The organism is Pseudomonas sp. GL_091, assembly GCF_057837725.1.
In genome coordinates this window covers 1,455,108-1,474,797 of record NZ_CM174451.1, presented here as the reverse complement: position 1 = coordinate 1,474,797, position 19,690 = coordinate 1,455,108, and the positions used below count along the sequence as shown (strand labels likewise).

The window sequence follows — 19,690 nt, the reverse complement described above, 5'->3', positions numbered from 1 at the left end:
CCCTGTGCCAGGCCCGTTCCGGCCAGTGCCTAAAAAAGTAAAACCACCACCGCCCCCCCCTGTAGGAGCGAGCTTGCTCGCGAAAAACCAAAGGGCGCCGCTGAGCATTTGGTTTTACGCGTAATCGTTCACGACCATCGCGAGCAAGCTCGCTCCTACAAGGGGCCGGCGTTTCAAATCTGGTGATTATGCCGTCGGGGACGACCCCGGCGCCTGTCGAAAAACTGCGGGACGGCCCGCATCCCAGTCGAGGCCGATGCGCTATCGCCTCCGGGGGTTACGCCATGTTCGAAAAAGTCCTGATTGCCAACCGTGGCGCCATTGCCTGCCGCGTCCTGCGGACCTTGCGCGAACTGCAAGTGCAGGGAGTCGCGGTCTATTCCGAAGCCGATGCCGCCAGCCTGCACATCCTGCAAGCCGACGAGGCCCATAGCCTCGGCGAAGGCGCGGCCGCCGGCACTTACCTGGAGGTGGGTAAAATCCTCGCCATCGCCAAAACCAGCGGCGCCACTGCGATTCATCCCGGCTACGGTTTTCTCTCGGAAAACGCCGCATTCGCCGAAGCCTGCGAGGCCGCCAACATCGCCTTCATCGGCCCGACGCCCGAACAACTGCGGGTGTTCGGCCTCAAACACACCGCACGCGCCCTGGCCAAACAACACGGCGTGCCGATGCTCGAAGGCACCGAACTGCTTGACAGCCTCGATGCCGCGCTGCTGGCCGGTGAACAGGTCGGCTACCCGGTGATGCTCAAGAGCACCGCAGGCGGTGGCGGCATCGGCATGCGCGTGTGCCGCAGCGCGGCCGAGTTGAGCGAATCCTTCGAAGCGGTCAAACGCCTGGGCCAGAACAATTTCAGCGACGCCGGGGTGTTCATCGAGAAGTACATCCAGCGCGCCCGCCATCTGGAAGTGCAGGTGTTCGGCGACGGTCACGGTGAAGTGATCGCCCTTGGCGTGCGTGATTGCTCGGTGCAACGGCGCAACCAGAAAGTCCTCGAAGAAACCCCGGCGCCGAACCTGCCCGACGGCATGGCCGATGAGTTGTGCGCGGCGGCGGTCAAACTGGCCAAGGCTGTGAGTTACCGCAGCGCCGGCACCGTGGAGTTTGTGTTCGACAGCGAGGCCCAGCGCTTCTACTTCCTGGAAGTGAACACCCGCTTGCAGGTGGAACACGGTGTAACCGAACAGGTTTGGGGGGTCGACCTGGTGCGCTGGATGGTTCAACTGGCGGCCGGTGATCTGCCGCCGCTGAGCGATCTGGCAAAGGGGTTGAAACCGCAAGGCCATGCGATTCAGGCACGGTTGTACGCCGAGGATCCGGGGCGCGATTTTCAACCGAGCCCAGGCTTGCTCACCGCCGTGGATTTCCCGCCGGCCAATGGCATTCAACTGCGCATCGACACCTGGGTCGAGGCTGGTTGCGAGATTCCGCCCTACTTCGACCCGATGATCGCCAAGGTCATCAGTTGGGCGCCGACTCGCGAAGAGGCCACCGTGGATCTGCATCAGGCGCTGGGTGCCAGCTTGCTCTATGGCGTGGAAACCAACCGCGATTACCTGCGACAGATTCTGCTCGATGCGCCTTTCGCCAGCGGCCAGCCGTGGACCCGTTGCCTGGAAGGACTGGTCTATCAAGCCAATACGTTCGAGGTACTCAGTGCCGGTACCCAGACCAGCGTTCAGGATTATCCCGGCCGTCTCGGTTACTGGGCGGTGGGCGTACCGCCATCCGGGCCGATGGACAGTCGTGCGCTGCGTCTGGGCAACCGTTTGCTGGGCAATGACGAAGGCGCGGCGGCACTGGAAATCACCATGAGCGGGCCATTGCTGCGCTTCAATTGCGAGGCGGCGGTGACGGTGACTGGCGCGGTGATTCCATTGTTGCTCAACGGTGAGGCCGTGCCGATGAGCACTGCGCTGTTGGTTGCCGCAGGATCCACCTTGAGCCTCGGCACCATTGCCGGCGCAGGTGCGCGCAGCTATCTGTGCCTGCGTGGCGGCCTGCAAGTACCGGATTATCTGGGCAGCAAAAGCACTTTCACCCTCGGCCAGTTTGGTGGCCACGGTGGTCGCGCGTTGCGAGCCGGTGATGTGTTGCACCTGCCAGCCCTGAATGACCGCAGTGCCGGTCAGCAACTGGCTGAAAAACAGCTCACCGAGCTGCCAGCGGTTCGGCAGATTCGTGTGATCTACGGCCCCCACGGCGCCCCGGAATACTTCACTGAAAACTACATTGGCACCTTCTTCGCCACGCAGTGGGAAGTGCATTTCAACTCCAGCCGCACGGGCGTCCGCCTGATCGGACCGAAGCCTGAGTGGGTGCGTGCCGACGGAGGTGAAGCCGGTTTACATCCGTCGAACATCCATGACAATCCGTATGCGATCGGCGCGGTGGATTTTACCGGTGACATGCCGGTGATCCTCGGCCCGGATGGCCCGAGCCTCGGCGGGTTCGTATGCCCGGTGACGGTGATCGAGGCGGATCTTTGGCAGTTGGGACAGCTCAAGGCTGGGGATAGGGTGCAGTTCTCCCCCGTCGACCTCAAGACCGCCCGCACCCTGGCCTTGAAATGGGGTCAATGTGGGAGCGGGCTTGCTCGCGAAGAGGGCGTGTCAGTCAACATTGATGTGTCTGAAGCACCGCTTTCGCGAGCAAGCCCGCTCCCACAGGGGATGGTGTCGCCTGTGGTGTTGGATATCAGGCAGGACGACACACGGCTGGTGGCAAGACTGTCCGGCGACACCCACCTGCTGCTGGAAATCGGCGCCCCGGAACTCGATCTGGTCCTGCGCTTCCGCGCCCACGCCCTGATGCAGGCCCTGGAAAGCAAACGCCTCCACGGCGTGATCGACCTGACACCAGGCATCCGTTCGCTGCAAATCCACTATCAGCCCGAGCAACTGCCGCTGTCCGACCTGCTCGGCATCGTCGCTGGCGAATGGGACGCCGTGTGCGCCGCCAAGGACCTGCAAGTGCCCTCGCGCATCGTCCATCTGCCGCTTTCCTGGGACGACCCGGCGTGCCAGCTGGCCATCGAGAAATACATGACCACGGTGCGCAAGGACGCGCCGTGGTGCCCGAGCAACCTGGAGTTCATCCGCCGCATCAACGACCTGCCGAACCTCGATGAAGTGCAGCGCACGGTGTTCGACGCCAGTTACCTGGTGATGGGCCTGGGCGACGTCTACCTCGGCGCACCGGTCGCCACCCCGCTTGACCCGCGCCATCGCCTGGTCACCACCAAGTACAACCCGGCGCGCACCTGGACCGCGGAAAACTCGGTGGGCATCGGTGGCGCCTACATGTGCGTCTACGGCATGGAAGGCCCCGGCGGCTATCAGTTTGTCGGGCGCACGTTGCAGATGTGGAACCGCTACCGCGAAGTCGCCGCGTTCGATGGCAAACCGTGGTTGCTGCGGTTTTTCGACCAGATCCGTTTCTACCCGGTCAGCGCCGATGAACTGCTGCGCATCCGCCGGGATTTCCCCCTCGGACGCTTCGACCTGAACATCGAGTACAGTCAGTTGAACCTGGCGGATTACCAGGCGTTCCTGGCCCGGGAAGCCGAGTCCATCGGCGCGTTTCGCGATCAGCAAAAAGGCGCATTCAATGCCGAGCGTGAACGCTGGATCGCCAGCGGCCAGGCGCATTTCGACAGTGAAGAACTGGCCCCGGAGGCCACCGAAGATGCACCGCTGGAAAACGGCCAGCAGAGCGTCGACAGCCACATCGCCGGCAATCTCTGGCAGGTTCAGGTGGAGGCCGGCAGCCGGGTCGCGGCCGGCGATGTGCTGGTGATCCTGGAGTCGATGAAGATGGAAATCCCCCTGCTCGCGCCAATGGCCGGCGTGGTGCGCGAGATTCGTGTGCAACCCGGTTCGGCAGTACGTGCCGGACAGCGCGTCGTGGTGCTGGAACTTGACTGAACCCATGTTGAAAAGGACTCATGCCATGAACATCAATCTGCAACTCGACGCCCTGCGCGGTGCTTATCGCGACGGCCGCACCACGCCACGGCAATTGCTGCTGCAACTGCGGGGCAAAGCCGCCGCGCTAAACCCGGACTATCACCTGTTCATCCACTTGCTCAGTGTCGATGAACTGGAGCCCTACTTCGCCGCCCTCGACGATCGCGACCTCGACAGCTTGCCGCTGTACGGCGTGCCGTTTGCGATCAAGGACAACATCGACCTGGCGGGCATTCCGACCACGGCGGCGTGCCCGGCATTTGCCTACGTGCCGGAGCGGTCGGCGACCATCGTCGAACAACTGCTGGACCTCGGTGCGATTCCGTTGGGCAAGACCAACCTCGACCAGTTCGCCACCGGGCTCAACGGCAGCCGCTCACCGTACGGCGCGTGCCCCAACAGCGTGTTGCCAGAGTATCCGTCGGGCGGTTCCAGCGCCGGTTCGTCGCTGGCGGTGGCGCTCGGGGTCGCGAGTTTTGCGCTGGGCACAGACACCGCCGGCTCCGGGCGTGTGCCGGCGGCGTTGAACAACCTGGTCGGCCTGAAAGCCACCAAGGGCCTGATCTCGACGGCCGGCGTGGTTCCGGCCTGCCGTACGCTCGATTGCGTCACCACCTTCACCGCCACTGCGCGGGAGGCCAGTCAGTTGCTGGCACTCACCGCACGCCTTGACCCACGGGACGAATACAGCCGCAGCAACCCGCTGTGGAACGACGGTTCGGCGTTCGGTACACCGCGCACGTTCCGCTTCGGCGTACCCCGTGCACAAGACCTGCAATTCTTCGGTTGCCCTGAAGGCCCGCTGTTGTTCGGTGATGCCATCGACCGCCTCAAGGCCTTGGGCGGCGAAGCGGTGGAACTGGACTTGTCACCGTTTCTGGAGGCCGCACGCTTGCTCTATGAGGGTCCGTGGGTGGCCGAACGCTACAGCGTGGCCGGGGAGTTGATGGCGCAAAACCCCGAGGCCGTGTTGCCGGTGATTCGCGCCGTATTGGCCAAGGCACCCGCCGTCGACGGCGTGCAAACCTTCCGCGCCCAATACCGCCTGCAAGCGCTCAAAGCCCTGTGCGACACAGCACTGGAAGGCCTTGATTGCGTCGTCACGCCGACCATCGGCCGTCCGGTGACGCTGGCGGAGCTCGAGGCCGAACCGGTGCTGCGCAATTCGGAACTGGGTTACTACACCAACTTCATGAACCTGCTCGACTATGCCGCCGTCGCCGTGCCCGGCGCGTTCATGGACAACGGCCTGCCATGGGGCGTGACGCTGTTTGGCCGGGCCTTTACCGATCAGTATCTGTTGAGCGTGGCGGATGCCTTGCAGCGTCAGCAAGGCCTGGACGCGCCTGCACCGGCGACGGTTGCACGCCATGATCGGGCGCGGCTGGTGGTCTGTGGTGCGCACCTGGACGGATTGGCCCTGAACTGGCAACTCAAGCAGCGCGGTGCCCGCTTGGTGGAAACGACATTCAGCTCGCCGGATTATCAACTCCATGCCCTGGCCGGCGGCCCGCCGTTTCGTCCGGGCATGGTCCGCGTGAAGGATGGCGGCGTGGCGATTGCGGTGGAAGTCTGGGAGTTGCCGAGCCGTGAACTGGGTTCATTCCTGACCGGGATTCCGGCGCCGCTGGGGCTGGGCAAGGTGCAACTGGCGGATGGTCGCTGGGAGAGCGGGTTTATCTGCGAGGCCTATGGGTTGGAGGGCGCGGTGAACATCAGCCATTTGGGCGGGTGGCGGATGTATCTGAAAACACTGCGATAAACACACACCCCTGTGGGAGCGAGCTGAACTGGCCTAATAATTCCGGACACCTCTTAAGGGCGACATGATCGTCGGCCACTGGTGCCTGGCCTGTTCAGCGGACAACCTGGTCGCGCTGCCGCCACTGAACAATCCGGCGCGGTCGGCAACAAACGCCTTGATCGCTTCCGGCGGCAAACTCCCGAAACGCACGGCAATCGATTCCGGCTGGAACACCGGGCTCACCGCATGCTGGAACACCACCGAATCAGCCCAGGCGGCGAACGTCGCGGCGATCATTTCCTGGCCTTCCGGGAAAAACGCCGTTTGGGCATCACCGGCGAGATCTTCACCGAGCGCCAGGACAAGCCCTTGAAGCCAAGCAGCAAACGGGCCTTTTCGGCAAAAGCAATGGGATGGACCCCTCCTCACTTCGGCATCTTGAGTGCCAGACTGAAGGTGCGAACCGCAGTCAACCGTGAGAAGGAGTCCACACATGAAGCTTATGCGCATTGGGGTCGACCTGGCCAAGAACGTGTTTCAGATCCACGGCGTGGATCGTCATGAGCAGCCAGTCTGGCGGCAGCGTCTGTCTCGCGAACGCTGGCTGCAAACGGTGCTGGAGAAGATCGAACCCGGCTGTGAGATCGGCATGGAAAGTTGTAGCGGTGCGCACCATTGGGCGCGGCAACTACAAGCACGTGGATTTCGGGTGAGGCTGATTGCGCCGCAGTTCGTCAAACCGTACGTCAAGAGCAACAAGAATGACGCCAACGATGCCGAAGCAATCTGTGAGGCAATGAGCCGCCCCAGCATGCGCTTCGTCGCCGTCAAGACCATCGAACAACAGGATATCCAGGCGACGCATCGCATCCGGGCCGGCTTAATCGAACAGCGGACGGCCAAAGCCAATCAGATTCGTGGGCTGATCGCCGAGTACGGCCTCGTTGCTCCGAAGGAGTTGCTGATGCTGCGTCGCGCCATACCGTGCTGGTTGGAAGAGGCGGATAACGGTTTGACGGTACGTTTTCGTCGTCTGCTGGATGGCTTGTGGGGCGACCTTCGCACACTGGATGAACGCGTGGGCGAACTCGACAGCGAGATATCGGCAATCGCGGCAAGTGAACCAACGGCCGTTCGTTTGCAGCAGCTGCGCGGGGTCGGCCCGATGATAGCCACCGCACTCGTTGCTGCCATTGGTGATGCCCGACAGTTTGCCAATGGCCGGCAGTTGGCCGCCTCGTTAGGGCTGACGCCGAGGCAACACAGCTCCGGCGGCAAGGATCGACTGCTGGGCATCAGCAAACGTGGCGATGCTTATCTGCGAACGCTGATGATCCATGGTGCACGATCGGCACTACGCACGGCCAAATTTAAAGATGACCGACTCAGCCAGTGGGCTGTCCGTTTAGCCGAGCGCTCACATCCCAATGTCGCCGCTATCGCTTTGGCGAACAAAACTGCACGCATGGCTTGGGCGATGCTGCGCAACGGTACTGATTACCAACCGGATCGGGCAGCGGCCTGACCCATTCATCCCGGAAGAAGCCCCAAACACCACGATTGCGAAGCAACCCGAGCAATGGCAAACCGGTCGAACCGGCGTCGGCAAAACCCTTTAACGTCCAGGTGCATAAAGCACGTAAAAGCGATCGGGAGCCGACGCGCGAATAGCCCATCATGGCCCTGCATCGAAACGATGCCGCAGTAAGAGGCCGAATATACGTGTGCAGTCGGCACGGGCGCCAAAGCAACGGAGGCTTGCAATGAGGAGGAGTCCATATAGGGACGTCGGGTAATGATGCGGAATCAACTCGGACATGCTCGGCTCCGCCGCAAAGATCAGGAGGCCGCAGCTTAGCGCGCAATCACTTGCCAGCCTACCGATCTGCCTGATGGGAACTGATCAGTCAGAGTGATAAGCCAGAGGTGGCGCTCGCTGCGCTCGCCACCAGGCATTCCTTGGCGCTTTTGCACAGTTTTTTGATCAGCCGCTCTTGGCGCAACGCTTCGCTTTTGTCGCGACAGGCTTCGGTATAGACCAGCGCCACCGCTGCGCTCGTCGGCGCGAACATGATCGAAGGTCAGGGAAAAATCCTTGGCCCGCGTGGTCAGCATGCGCCACATGTCACCGGCATCGCGACCGCGAAGCTCGCCGAACGCAGGGTCACTGAACACCACATCATCGGTGTCGCAGGCCGCCATGGCTTCGGCATCCAGGCGCTAGAAAGCCTGGTAGAAACGGGTGATCAAGGCGCTGTGGGCTTCACTCATTTGCGGGTTCCCTGGATGTGCGCAATGAAGTCGACGGATGGCCTGCACGATAGTCTGCAAATGCCCCCAACACTATCGGCATTCATGTCGAAAATAACGCCGTGTCTATTTCCGCCATTTCAGTACGACATTCCGTTGTCCCGGGCGTAGGAAAAAAGATCAACGTCCGTGGAAATACCCAACCGGTGCATGGCCATGTTCTTTTGTTTACTGATGGTCGACACGCTGCGTTTGAAATGAATGGCGATTTCGCTGACAGTCATGCCACTGGCGAGCATTCGGACCACTTCGTGCTCCTTGGCTGGTAGTGGCGATTCGTGCAGCTGATTGCGGGTGTTGACCAGCAGCGTGCGCAGGGACTCGCTGAGGTAACTGCGCCCTTCCTGCACCGCATTGATGGCCAAGGGCAACTCGGTCGCCGAGGCGGTTTTGGCGACAATCGCCATCACCCCGCAGGCCAGCGCAGCCCTGGCCGTCGCCACGCTGGTAAACATCGTCACCAGAATGATCGGCAAGGCCGGATAGTGGCGCTGGATCGTTTTCAACATTTTCAGACCATCGGCCTGTTGCCCGTCCGGCATGGAGAGATCTGTAATCAGCAGATCGCAGGGGGTGTTGCAAAGCAGCGTCATCAGGCTGTTCGCACTGTCGGCCTCGCCAACGATCTCGCAGCGTGGGTTGGCGCCGATGAGCATGCGCAGCCCGACACGAACGACGCAGTGGTCGTCAGCAATTACGACTCGCATTGGGGGATACCTACTGTTTACGACGGAAAGGGCGCGAAAGATAGCGCCGCCGCCCCCCGTCCACAACATCCAAAAAAACCGCCTTAGCCGTTTTTTCAATGTAATCAAGGAGTTGTTATTTTACCCAATGAACAAACAGAGAACTCCTACGCAGAATCGCGCAAATGACTACGGAGAAGAGTTACATCCCCGACGTATTTCGAAAGAGAAAGTGACGTAGCCCACAACAACAGTTCGTCCACCTTGCGCCGCTTTTCGTATTTGTTGCATTTCAGCCGCAGGCCCGAGCGCCTAAATTGCGGTTCATCCGCTGAACCCCTTCTACCGAAAAACCGACGCGGACCTCTGACCATCCTGTTGCAACTGTCAGTGAACTGCAATGCGCCTACTCAATGTGCAGTTGTCGCCATGGATAACAGAGCCGGATCGGCTAGTGGGATTACTAATAGCCCTTATAACTATGGTTTGGGGTTGATCAACAGCAACAAGAAGTTCGGTTATTATTCCTTATCTTTCTGGAAGTGGAACGCAGACGACGCCACCACGACTTATGTGGAATCAAACAACAACGACAGCACTTGGCAACAATACTTCGGAGGCCATTCGCTTACCTCGGCTAAATGGATAACTTTTGACCGTAACGATGGCTCAGGCTGGGCACCCATTGCCATTACACAAGCAACCATGGGCACGCTCCGAAGATTCGACAAATAGCCTGCCCAATAAACACTATCGGCATTCACGGCGAGCCTGTCGGGCAGGTTTATAAACACGTTGGCTAGTGGGTCATGCCGCTGTCACGGGTGTAGGCAAAAAGCTCGACATCGGTGCTGACGCCAAGGCGGAGCATGGCCATTTTTTTCTGTTTACTGATGGTCGACACGCTGCGATTAACCTGGTGGGCGATTTCGCTGACGGTCATGCCGTTGGCCAACATCCTGACCACCTCAAATTCCTTGGCCGACAGTGGCGATTCCTCCAGCTGATTGTCCGCGCTGCCCAGCAGTTCGCGCAGGGACTCACTGATGTAGCGTCGCCCTTTTCCCACCGCATTGATCGCCACCGGCAACTCGGACTCCGAGGCGTTTTTCGCGACGATGCCCATCGCCCCTTGAGCCAGCACCGCCCTGATCGTGACCACGCTGGAAAACATTGTCACCAGAATCACCGGCATTGCCGGGTATAGACGCCGCAGGGTGCCCAACATCGTCAGGCCATCGACCTGTTGCCCGCCCGGCATGGAAAAATCCGTGATCAACAGATCGCAGGGGGTGTTTGAAAGCACACTCATCAAACTGTCCACACCATCGGCCTCTGCGACAATTTCGCATTGTCTGCAGGCATTGATGAGTATCCGCATACCCACGCGAACGACGGAGTGATCGTCAGCAATTACGACTCGCATTGTGGGAGGTTTCCTACATGGTTGCATAACATGAAAGTAGCGCCGATTGACGGCCACCACAACTCCCAGCAAAAACCCTTGCCCTATGCAATCTGAGATTGCCTTCACCTCTGCTGAGTATTACCTCATAAACAAAATGATTAATCCCACATAGCAACGCGAATAGTCCTACTAGAACAGGGAAAAAATCTCACGCCTGGCGGCCGAAAACTTACGTACCCACAACATTTACTCATACGCGAACGGCTTTTTCGTATTTGTTGCATTACTTATCCTCTCCTTGATCGATACATTGCGCCCCGCCTTGAGCAGCGCGCTACCCAACATCGCGCCGCATTGGCCATCAACCTGACAACACTCATCGAAAGGAGAGCAAAACCATGAACAAAAAACTGACGATACTGGGTACGGCCTTGTTGCTCGGCGCAGCCACTTCCGCCTTCGCCGCCTCCAGCACCGAACTGACCGTCACCGGCACCATCACCCCGGCGGGGTGCATGCCGAGTCTTTCCGGCGATGGCAAGTTTGATTACGGGAACATTGCTGCGAAAGATCTGTATGCCAACAACCAAACTCGACTTGAAAGCAAAACACTTCAACTTTCCGTAAATTGCGATGCTCCAACCCTGTTTGCGATTCAGCCTATTGATAATCGGGAAAGCTCCGCGCCCGCCCAAAATACCTTCGGGCTGGGCTTTATCAATGGAAATCAGAGGCTCGGGTACTACAACATGACATTTACTAATCCTGCGGCAGCCACACCTTTGGAAAAACTGTTGTCGTTTGATGTGGGCAGAGGTTGGGCCCGTACAGGTGACAGTCCCATCTTCCGTAATGTGTTTTATGCCTTTGGCAGCCTCGGCACCACAGTTCCCCACCCGCTGGAAGAGATCACTCTGGACGTGAACGTTCAGCCTTGGATTGCCCCAACCAAAGACCTCACCCTGACCAACGAAGCGCAAATCGACGGCTCAGCCACCCTGCAAATCGTCTACCTGTAACCCAAATCAATACCGGGCAAGGTCCCAAGCGTTCGTTGCCCACCCAACCATTAAGAAAAGCCCAGTGAACTTTGACCACCCTGCCCTTGCGACAGCGCAGCTGATTGCCTGCACCGTCCTGTTTTCCAACGCCCAGCGCGCACGCCTGGCGGTCAACGGCTTGATCAATCAACGAGACACGTCATGAAGAAGATTTTGAAATTCACACAGCACTTGATGTACAGCGGTTTCGGCGGCTTCGCGCTGTTGATGGCCGCCCAAGCCCAGGCCGACGGCATGGTCCCCGACACCTCCGTGGTGATCGTCAACGAGGCCGACGGCGAAGCCTCCGTGACCGTGACCAACACCGATGCCAACCTGGCCCTGTTGCACATCACCCTTGAAGACATCCCCGAGGACACCGAGTCCCTGGTATTCGTGACCCCACCGCTGGCCCGGGTCGAGGCCTCGAAAAGTCAGTTGATCCGTTTCATTCTGCAATCGGAAAAACCCTTGGCCACCCAGCGCCTGAAGCGGGTGATCTTTGAAGGCATCCCTCAAGGCAAAGCGGGCGCCGAGGCCGGACATGCCCGCGTGGGTGTGACGGTGCGCCAGAACCTGCCGGTGATTCTGCACCCCAAGGGCCTCAAGCCCAACCGCACGCCATGGACCGACCTGCAATGGTCGTTGAACAACGGTCAACTGACCGTCAGCAACGATACGCCTTACGTCGTACGGTTGGCCCAGGAGGTACAACTGCTGCCTTCCGGCAACGCGATGCTACCAAAGGCCTACGTGTTGCCGGGCGAGAAGCTCAGCGTCGCGGTATCGACCAAGACTGCCAAACAGGTGCGCATCCAGCCGGCCACCGTATATGGCTTTGCAGCGCCGCCGTTTGAGGCACCGCTCAAGCCCTGAACAACCGTAGAAGCAGCGCCCCCAAGGGATCCGTGGGCGTGAAATTTCAGGATGACGGTCCGTTTACCGTCCCCCAAGGCAAGCCAGCGGCGGCAGTGGATTAAGCCAGCACACCGGCAATCACTCAGTGAACTCCATGAACACAGTATCGAAATACCGTGATGGCGAAGCCATGCCTGAAAAACAGGCTGCCAACGCTCGTTTGTCGACTCTGCGGGCCAGTACCGTTGTATTGCTGAGCAACGTGCTGTTGTTGCTCGATGCCCGCGCCGAAGACCTCAGCGGCGCCGCGTTGCTGACGTCGTTCGACCAGAAAATGTTGGCGCAACGCGGTATCGACCCTGCTCTGGCGACCTCGCTGCTGGAGGCTCCGCGCTTCACCGCCGGTAAGCACCCGATCACCCTTGTCGTCAACGGCCAGCCTCGTGGACGGGTGGATGTGGCGTTCAATCGCGAAAGTGAGCTGTGCTTTGACCGTGCCCTGCTCGATGCCGCTAACCTCGTCGAGCCCGTTGCTGCGGCCGACGGCCAGCGTTGTTTCGATATGGCCGGCGCCTGGCCGCAGATGGCCATCGAACAAGACCCGGCAAACCTCAGTGTGAAGTTGGTCGTCCCCTCCGACGCGATACGGCCGACGGCACGGGACTTCACGGGTTATCAAACCGGTGGCTTCGCCGCGTTGCTCAATTACGACGTCAACAGCCTGTTCAGCGATAACGCCGGCCAGTCGAGTCGCTACCTGTCGGCCAATACCGAGCTGGGCTTCAACGCCGGTGACTGGATCGTACGCAGCCGTCAGGTGCAGACCTGGCAAAACGACGTGTCCACCACCACTCATCTGGCGGCATACGCCCAACGGACGTTTGCCAGCCATGAGACAGTGCTGCAGGCCGGTCAGATCAGCCTTTACAACCCGGTACTGTCCGGGGCACAGATCACCGGCGTGCAGTTGATGACCGAAGAGGCGTTGCAAAGTGAGGGCCAAGGCTCGCCCATCGACGGCATTGCCAAAAGCCAGGCCCAGGTGGAAGTCCGCCAGAACGGCTCGTTGGTCCATTCCACGGTGGTGCCGGCCGGCCCGTTCTCGCTAAACGACGTGCGCCGTCTCGACAGTCGTTCCGACGTTGAGGTCACGGTCAAGGAAACCGATGGTAGCGAGCAACGCTTTACCATCCCCGCGGCCATGCTCGGTGTCGGCTTGCCGGCCCCCGGCTTTTCCCTGGCCGCCGGCCAGGTGCGTGATACCGCTAGCACTCACGGTAACGCACCTTGGGTGATCAGCGGTGGCTGGAGCGGCGCACTGAGCCCGCTGGTGCAATTGAGCGCCGGCGCCACGGGCGCCGCCGACTACCGCGCCGTGGGTGCCGGCCTGGGCTTGCAGCCCGGGAAGGACACGCAGATCCAGACCACCCTGCAAGCCTCCGACACCAGCGCCGGCAAACCCGCCAAGGGCGTTCAGGCGGATCTGGGCATATCGCAAAGCATAGGTGAGCAGTGGTCGGTGAATGCCAGCACTTCACACCGCACGTTCGGTTACAGCGAACTGTCGGAAGCCGTGGCCGACATCGAGTCGGAGCGCAGCCAGCACCGTTACCGCGACCAGCAAACGCTAGGGCTGAACTGGTCCCCGCCGGGGCTGGGCGCCTTCAGCGGCAGTGTCAGCCGTTCGGCCTCGTTTGACGGGCAAAGCAGCAACCGCGCGCTGCTCTCGTGGGGCACCAACATCGGCGGCGTGTCGGTTTCAGCCTCGGCGCAATGGCAAGTCAGCGGCACCCAGAGCAGTGATGACAGCGTGTATCTGAACCTAAGCATTCCGCTGGGTGAAAACCGCCGGGCGCGCACCTGGGTGCGTAATGCTGGCGGTGAGTACCGCAGCGGCGTAGGCCTGAACGAACAGGTCAACGATCAACTGAGCTACCGGGTCGGCGTCGAACACGACACTCGCGACAAGCAAGTACAGACTTCCGCCGGGGTTTCGCTTTTGCCGCGCTACAGCCAGCTGGACCTGAGCTATACGCGCTCCGATGCCGAGCGTTCCAGTTATCAGGTGGGGGCGCGCGGTGGTGCCGTGTTGCAAGGTGACGGCCTGACGTTCACGCCCTACCCGGTGCGCGAAACCTTCGCTCTGGTGTCGGTCGGCGGCGCCGATTCGATCAAGGTCTCGACCCCCAGCGGTCCGGTCTGGACCGACAGCAAAGGTAACGCGGTGGTGTCGCAACTGACGGCCTACGGTCGCAGCGCCGTGGAAGTCGACACCCGTTCGCTGCCGCGCAACCTCGATATCAACAACGGGCTGGCGGTGGTTTCCGCCGGGCGCGGTGCTGTCGACAAAATCGATTTCGGCATCACCCAGACCCGCCGTGCCTTGCTCAAGGTCACCACGGCTAACGGTGCGCCGCTGCCCCGTGGCGCCACAGTGAATACCGAAGACGACGAGTTCGTCACGCTCGCCCAGGAAGGCGGCGTGGTGTTCCTGCCGAACGTACTGGACCTCCCGACCCTGTGGGTTACCGCACCGGGCATGGACCGCTGCCAATTGAGCTTCGAACTGCCGGCCAAGGCCGATACCGACGCGTACTACGAGACCGCCGCCGCGCAGTGCCGTGCGCTTTGAGGATGACTGTATGAACCTGTCCCGCCCTTTGTTACTGACCCTTGGCGTTCTGTCGCTGAGTACGTTGGCCCCGCACGCCTGGGCCGACGCCGACGACTGCCAGCTCAACGTGAGCCAATCGTTGCTCGATTACGGCTTGATGAACCGTGCGATTCGCGCCGACAACCTGCCTGAGCGCACGCTGGGCGAACGCCGTGTGAGCCTGACCCTGAGTTGCTCACAACCCACCGACATGACCGTGTTCTATCGCGCCATGGCCGCGACCGCCGAGCGCTTTCACCTGGCCGACCGGGGCAGCTACGCCGTGCGCGTGGGCAATGCTGTGCTCGATGGGCAGTCGGTCGATCTGGGGCTGGTTTCCGCCACCGGCCAGCCCCCGGAAGCCACGGCGTCGAGCCTGCTTTGGCGACCGGAGCATGCGATCGTTCCGGTACGAGCCGGTGCAGTGGCCAAGGGGCAGAGCTTTTCGGCACAGCTTGAACTGACAGCCTGGGCCCAGGAGCAGGCATCACAGGTGCGCGATGCGGTTGTCTGGGAGGCCACCGGGCTGCTCGATGCGGTCGCGGCCGGGCGCTCAAGGGAAATAGCCCTGCGTGCCAGCTTCGCCCCAGCGGCATGCAATGTGAATTTATCAAACGGCGGCCTGGTGGACTTTGGCCGAATGCCCAAAAACGATTTGAACACTGATAAAAGCACCCCCCTGCCGCCCAAGCATTTGAACCTGCAGGTCGGCTGCGATGCACCGACGCATTTCGCCCTGCGCATGCACGACAACCGCTCCGGTTCGGCGACGGTTAACAGCGAGATTTACTACGGCCTGGACGTGGATGGCCGCAACAACAACATCGGCCTGTATTCGCTGACCCTCGACCCTGGCAGTGCCAGCGCGGACAGCTATGCCCGGCTGTTTCGAACCGACTCCACCACCGGTGGCACGGCCTGGAGCACGGCCAGCACGAACCCGATTCCACTCGCCCAAAACAGCTACCTGGGATTCACCGACCTCGCCGGCAGTACCTCTGGCCCTGTCGCGATCCAGAACCTCAGCGCCGCGGTCACGGTCGAGGCGGTCATCGCGCCCAGCGAGAGCCTGGACCTGAGCAGCGCCATCCACCTCGACGGCTCGGGAACGATCGAAATTCTGTACCTGTAACACCCCAACCACCTTGGCTGGCTCCGCGTGCATTCAGGTGCCCAGGACCCGTCAGGGATTAACCACGAAAAAAAGGCAATCTAAAAAATGAAAAAATACTTCACAGCACTCTCCGCGACCGCACTGATCAGCCTTGCGCCTTATGCCCTGGCGTCGTCGACTGACCTGACGGTGACCGGCACCATCACTCCCGCAGCCTGTATGCCGAATTTGTCCGTGACAGATATCGATCTCGGTAGGGTGGTGAAAAGCCGTCTGCACCCGACCAACCATACCCGGTTAGGCATCTTCCCTACGCAGCTCACCGTGTCCTGCGACGCTCCGACGCGGTTCGCGCTCCGCACGGTCGATGCTATTAATCCCGGCACGGGTTCGGTCCCTGGGTGGTTTGGTCTTGGTCTGACGCCTGCAGGGGAAAAGCTCGGCACAATCAATGTTCGCGCCAGTACTGCACAGGCAGATGGCGTGGCCGCGCGAGCGATCGTTTCGGAGGACGATGGAGCAACATGGACAGCAGCAAGCTGGGTGTATCCGGATCGACTCCTGTCGACCAGTTCCACAGCAGACACCAGCACGCCAATTGAGGTGAAAGACCTCGTTACCGAACTGGACATCTACGTCAACATCAACCGGGCCAACAGCCTGACGCTGAACGATGATGTCCCGTTCAATGGCGCCGTGACCTTTGAACTGACCTACCTGTAACACCCCGGCGCTGACCACTCGCAGCGTTCGGGCGAGTGGTTTGCCCCCCAAACCGTCACCGAAGCCTTCGGTTCAGGACGGTAATACAACCACTCAAAGAGCAATGACTCACATGAAAAATTACTTCGCAGCACTCTCCGCAACCGCTCTGATCAGCCTCGCGCCTTATGCCCTTGCGTCTTCGACTGACCTGACCGTGACCGGCACCATCACCCCGGAAGCCTGCATTGCTGGTTTTTCCGGTGGCGGTGAAGTGAATTACGGCAAAATCCTGGTCAAAAATCTGAACACTACTGTGCCCACTGAATTAGCAGATCGCGACCTTCAATTGAACCTCACATGCGGGGCGCCGACACTGGTCGCACTGAAGGTCATCGACAATCGTCCCTATCTGGACCTTGTGAACTGGACCAACTTTGGAATGGCATTGACGCCCGCAGGTGAAAAACCGGGGTATTTTTACCTGGATGTCACCCAAACACTGGCGGATGGGGCGAGTGCCCAGTCGATCTACTCAGTCAATGGAGGGGCAACCTGGAGAGCCTCACCACAGATTACCCCTGATGATCTGTTGTCGGTCAGCTCCACCGCTGACGACTCCACGCCAATCATGTTGAGCAACGCCACAATGGATCTGCGGGTAAGAACCGTGATCTATCCTACCGACAGCCTCACCCTGATCGACGACATCACCCTCGATGGCTCGGCAACCTTTGAAATGGTGTACCTGTAGGCCAACAACGCTGAACCATTCGGTGCGTCACCTGCCGAATGGTTCGGCACTTACCGGCTCCAGTGACGGTGAGCATCGGTCTCACCACCTTGCAACCCGATGACACCTTGCACAGCCTGCTGTCGCGGGCGGATCATGGGATGTATCGGGCCAAGCAAACCGGCCGTAATCGAACCTGCATGGAAATACCTCACTCCAGCTATGACTATTCATCATGAGCCTGCCTGACCTCTGCCCCGCCTGCGGCGCCCCCAACGACTGCACCCTGGCCGACCCACGAACCGCCGACCGCGCCTGCTGGTGCTACGGCGTCAGCATCGACCCGGCCGTGCTCCAGGCGCTGCCGGCGGAACTGCGCAACGCCTCGTGCCTGTGCCCGCGTTGCGCCGAGGTCGAGGCGCAGTTGCAAGCAGCGTCCGGGTCGATCAAGTAAGATGCGCGCCCCTTTCTCTACCGATCCTTAAGTCATGCGTGTCGACCGTTTCCTCAGCAACCTGCCGTGCTTCAACCGTAAGCAGGTGCGCCTGTTGCTGGTGGAAAAACGCGTCAGGGTTGACGGAAAAGTCGTCTGCGACCCGCACAGCGAAGTCCGAGAATTCAGCCGCGTCGAAGTCGACAGCGATGTGCTGCAGGTCGGTAAACCCCTGCGCCACTTCATGTTGCATAAGCCCGCCGGATGCGTCAGCGCCACCCGGGATCCGCAACACCCGACCGTGCTCGATTTGATCCATGAACCGGACAAGGACGAACTGCACATCGCCGGACGCCTGGATTTCAATAGCACCGGCCTGATGCTGATCACCAACGACGGCAGCTGGTCGCGGCGCCTGACCCAACCGCAGACCAAACTGCCCAAGGTCTATTACGTCGAAACCGAGCAGGACATCGGCCCCGAATACGTGATCACCTTCAGCCAAGGGCTGTACTTCGCCTTCGAAGACCTCACCACGCAACCGGCCGGGCTAGAGCTGCTCGGGCCAAAATGCGCACGTCTGAGCATCGTCGAAGGCCGTTATCACCAGGTCAAGCGCATGTTCGGCCACTTCAACAACAAGGTGATGCGCCTGCACCGCGAATGCATGGGGCCGCTGGTACTCGACGACGCGTTGAAACCGGGCGAATACCGCCCACTGAGCGATGAAGAGATCGGATCGATCTAAGCCAGCGACCGCTCAGCAGAAGTTGTCGAACAATTTACCAACGGCACTTGCGCGATGACGTGACCCCTGCTTGAATCAGGACGTCGGCCGAAATGTGACCGACGAGTCACCACATACTTCTAAGAAACTTTTTGCCGGTAGGAACCCATGGGTTCCGGCCTCATCCGGCAGACTGCCCGCCAATAACAATACCCGTCGACCGGACTGCAATGGATCGACATGGGCCTCTCAAATTCCAGGCGTATGCCTACCTGTCACAAAGCTCGTGCAATCTCATTTGCGCGCATACCCGCTTGCCAGGAGTCTTATGACATGAGGCCAGAAATCGCTGTGCTGGATATACAGGGTCAGTATCGGGTTTACACGGAGTTCTATCGCGCAGACGCCGCAGAGAAGACCATTATCTTGGTCAACGGCTCGATGGCCACGACTGCGTCGTTTGCACAAACCGTGAAAAACCTCCATCCGCAGTTCAACGTCGTCTGCTACGACCAGCCCTACGCGGGCCGGTCAAAAGCCCACAACCTGCATGAAAAAATGCTCACCAAGGAAATCGAAGGGCAGCTCCTACTTGAGCTGATCGACCACTTCGCCGCCGAGCACGTTTTGTCGTTCTCCTGGGGCGGTGCCGCGACCATGATGGCGTTGTCGCAACGGCCACGGCGCATCGAAAAAGCCGTGATCAGTTCGTTCTCCCCGGTGATCAACGCGCACATGCTCGACTACCTCGAGCGCGGCGTCGAACACCTCGGCAACCTGGACCGCGATCGGGTCGGGCACCTGGTGAACGACACCATCGGCAAACACCTGCCGTCGTTGTTCAAGCGCTTCAACTATCGCCACGTCAGCTCCCTGGCCGAACATGAGTACGGGCAGATGCACTTCCACATCAACGACGTGCTGCACAACGATCGCCAGTGCTACCTGCACGCGGCGAAGACAATCGACGTGCCGGTGCTGTTCCTCAACGGCGAATGGGACGAATACACCGCCGCCGACGACGCCCGGTTGTTCGCCAGCCATGTGCAACACAGCACGTTCAGTACCATTCAGGCCACCGGCCACTTTCTCGACATGGAGCACAAAGCCGCCTGCCGAGACAGCCGCAACGCACTGATGGGTTTCCTGAAACCAGCACAACACGAAAGCCGACCGCGTTACCACAATGTCCAGGAACACCATGCATTGGCAAGCTGAAGTAGCGTCATCGCGAGCAAGCCCCGCCCTGCTGCGTTAAACGTATTCTGCAGGTGCGAGGCTTGCCCGCGATCGACCGTCATGCGGTCCGGG

At 60.4% G+C, this 19,690-nt stretch carries 14 protein-coding genes and 4 pseudogenes; 13 read left to right on the top strand and 5 right to left on the bottom strand.

What is annotated here, in order from left to right:
* Positions 1-284: 284 nt before the first annotated feature.
* Positions 285-3,929: an urea carboxylase gene (gene uca, locus AC3ITY_RS06695; RefSeq protein WP_489308195.1), complete on the top strand. Its 3,645-nt coding sequence runs from the start codon at positions 285-287 to the stop codon at positions 3,927-3,929.
* A 25-nt stretch (positions 3,930-3,954) separates the two neighbouring features.
* Complete coding sequence (gene atzF, locus AC3ITY_RS06690; RefSeq protein ID WP_489308194.1) at positions 3,955-5,733, top strand: allophanate hydrolase; 1,779 nt, start codon at positions 3,955-3,957, stop codon at positions 5,731-5,733.
* Between the two features lie 54 nt (positions 5,734-5,787).
* Here the strand turns inward: atzF and AC3ITY_RS06685 are convergent.
* Positions 5,788-6,125: pseudogene (locus tag AC3ITY_RS06685) on the bottom strand (glutathione S-transferase family protein); the annotation flags it as partial.
* A gap of 83 nt (positions 6,126-6,208) precedes the next feature.
* Here AC3ITY_RS06685 and AC3ITY_RS06680 point away from each other — a divergent pair.
* Positions 6,209-7,240, top strand: coding sequence for an IS110 family RNA-guided transposase (locus tag AC3ITY_RS06680; protein ID WP_465802548.1), 1,032 nt, complete (start codon positions 6,209-6,211; stop codon positions 7,238-7,240).
* Positions 7,241-7,622: 382 nt separating this feature from the next.
* On the opposite strand, the pseudogene AC3ITY_RS06675 reads toward AC3ITY_RS06680, so the two are convergent.
* From AC3ITY_RS06675 to AC3ITY_RS06660, 4 genes and pseudogenes are all read right to left on the bottom strand, one after another.
* A pseudogene (locus AC3ITY_RS06675) lies at positions 7,623-7,784 on the bottom strand (GIY-YIG nuclease family protein); the annotation flags it as partial.
* Positions 7,756-7,932, bottom strand: a pseudogene (locus AC3ITY_RS06670) (nuclear transport factor 2 family protein); the annotation flags it as partial. The pseudogenes AC3ITY_RS06670 and AC3ITY_RS06675, both read right to left, overlap by 29 nt.
* A 173-nt stretch (positions 7,933-8,105) precedes the next feature.
* The gene (locus AC3ITY_RS06665; protein WP_489308193.1) at positions 8,106-8,732 is read right to left on the bottom strand and encodes a response regulator; all 627 of its coding nucleotides are present in this window, start codon (positions 8,730-8,732) and stop codon (positions 8,106-8,108) included.
* Between the two features lie 778 nt (positions 8,733-9,510).
* The gene (locus tag AC3ITY_RS06660) at positions 9,511-10,137 is read right to left on the bottom strand and encodes a response regulator (protein ID WP_489308192.1); all 627 of its coding nucleotides are present in this window, start codon (positions 10,135-10,137) and stop codon (positions 9,511-9,513) included.
* Between the two features lie 380 nt (positions 10,138-10,517).
* Here AC3ITY_RS06660 and AC3ITY_RS06655 point away from each other — a divergent pair, with 380 nt between their 5' ends.
* The 10 genes and pseudogenes from AC3ITY_RS06655 to AC3ITY_RS06610 all read left to right on the top strand — a co-directional run bounded on the left by AC3ITY_RS06655 (position 10,518) and on the right by AC3ITY_RS06610 (position 19,597).
* Positions 10,518-11,138, top strand: coding sequence for a DUF1120 domain-containing protein (locus AC3ITY_RS06655; protein WP_489308191.1), 621 nt, complete (start codon positions 10,518-10,520; stop codon positions 11,136-11,138).
* Between the two features lie 183 nt (positions 11,139-11,321).
* Positions 11,322-12,035, top strand: a complete 714-nt coding sequence (locus tag AC3ITY_RS06650) for a fimbria/pilus chaperone family protein (RefSeq protein WP_489308190.1) — start codon at positions 11,322-11,324, stop codon at positions 12,033-12,035.
* A 136-nt stretch (positions 12,036-12,171) separates the two neighbouring features.
* The gene (locus AC3ITY_RS06645) at positions 12,172-14,649 is read left to right on the top strand and encodes a fimbria/pilus outer membrane usher protein (RefSeq protein ID WP_489308189.1); all 2,478 of its coding nucleotides are present in this window, start codon (positions 12,172-12,174) and stop codon (positions 14,647-14,649) included.
* A 10-nt stretch (positions 14,650-14,659) separates the two neighbouring features.
* A complete protein-coding gene (locus AC3ITY_RS06640; protein ID WP_489308188.1) occupies positions 14,660-15,802 on the top strand; it encodes a DUF1120 domain-containing protein in 1,143 nt (380 codons plus the stop codon).
* 87 nt (positions 15,803-15,889) lie between these two features.
* Positions 15,890-16,507, top strand: a complete 618-nt coding sequence (locus AC3ITY_RS06635) for a DUF1120 domain-containing protein (protein ID WP_489308187.1) — start codon at positions 15,890-15,892, stop codon at positions 16,505-16,507.
* 112 nt (positions 16,508-16,619) lie between these two features.
* Positions 16,620-17,240 carry a DUF1120 domain-containing protein gene (locus tag AC3ITY_RS06630; protein ID WP_489308186.1) on the top strand — a complete coding sequence of 207 codons (621 nt, stop codon included), beginning with the start codon at positions 16,620-16,622 and terminating at the stop codon, positions 17,238-17,240.
* Between the two features lie 62 nt (positions 17,241-17,302).
* Positions 17,303-17,458 (top strand): annotated as a pseudogene (locus AC3ITY_RS06625) (diguanylate cyclase domain-containing protein); the annotation flags it as partial.
* Positions 17,455-17,673 carry a cysteine-rich CWC family protein gene (locus tag AC3ITY_RS06620; protein ID WP_489308185.1) on the top strand — a complete coding sequence of 73 codons (219 nt, stop codon included), beginning with the start codon at positions 17,455-17,457 and terminating at the stop codon, positions 17,671-17,673. The pseudogene AC3ITY_RS06625 and the gene AC3ITY_RS06620, both read left to right, overlap by 4 nt.
* A gap of 34 nt (positions 17,674-17,707) precedes the next feature.
* The gene (locus AC3ITY_RS06615; RefSeq protein WP_489308184.1) at positions 17,708-18,400 is read left to right on the top strand and encodes a pseudouridine synthase; all 693 of its coding nucleotides are present in this window, start codon (positions 17,708-17,710) and stop codon (positions 18,398-18,400) included.
* 312 nt (positions 18,401-18,712) lie between these two features.
* Positions 18,713-19,597, top strand: a complete 885-nt coding sequence (locus tag AC3ITY_RS06610; protein WP_489308183.1) for an alpha/beta fold hydrolase — start codon at positions 18,713-18,715, stop codon at positions 19,595-19,597.
* The last annotated feature ends 93 nt before the right edge of the window (positions 19,598-19,690 follow it).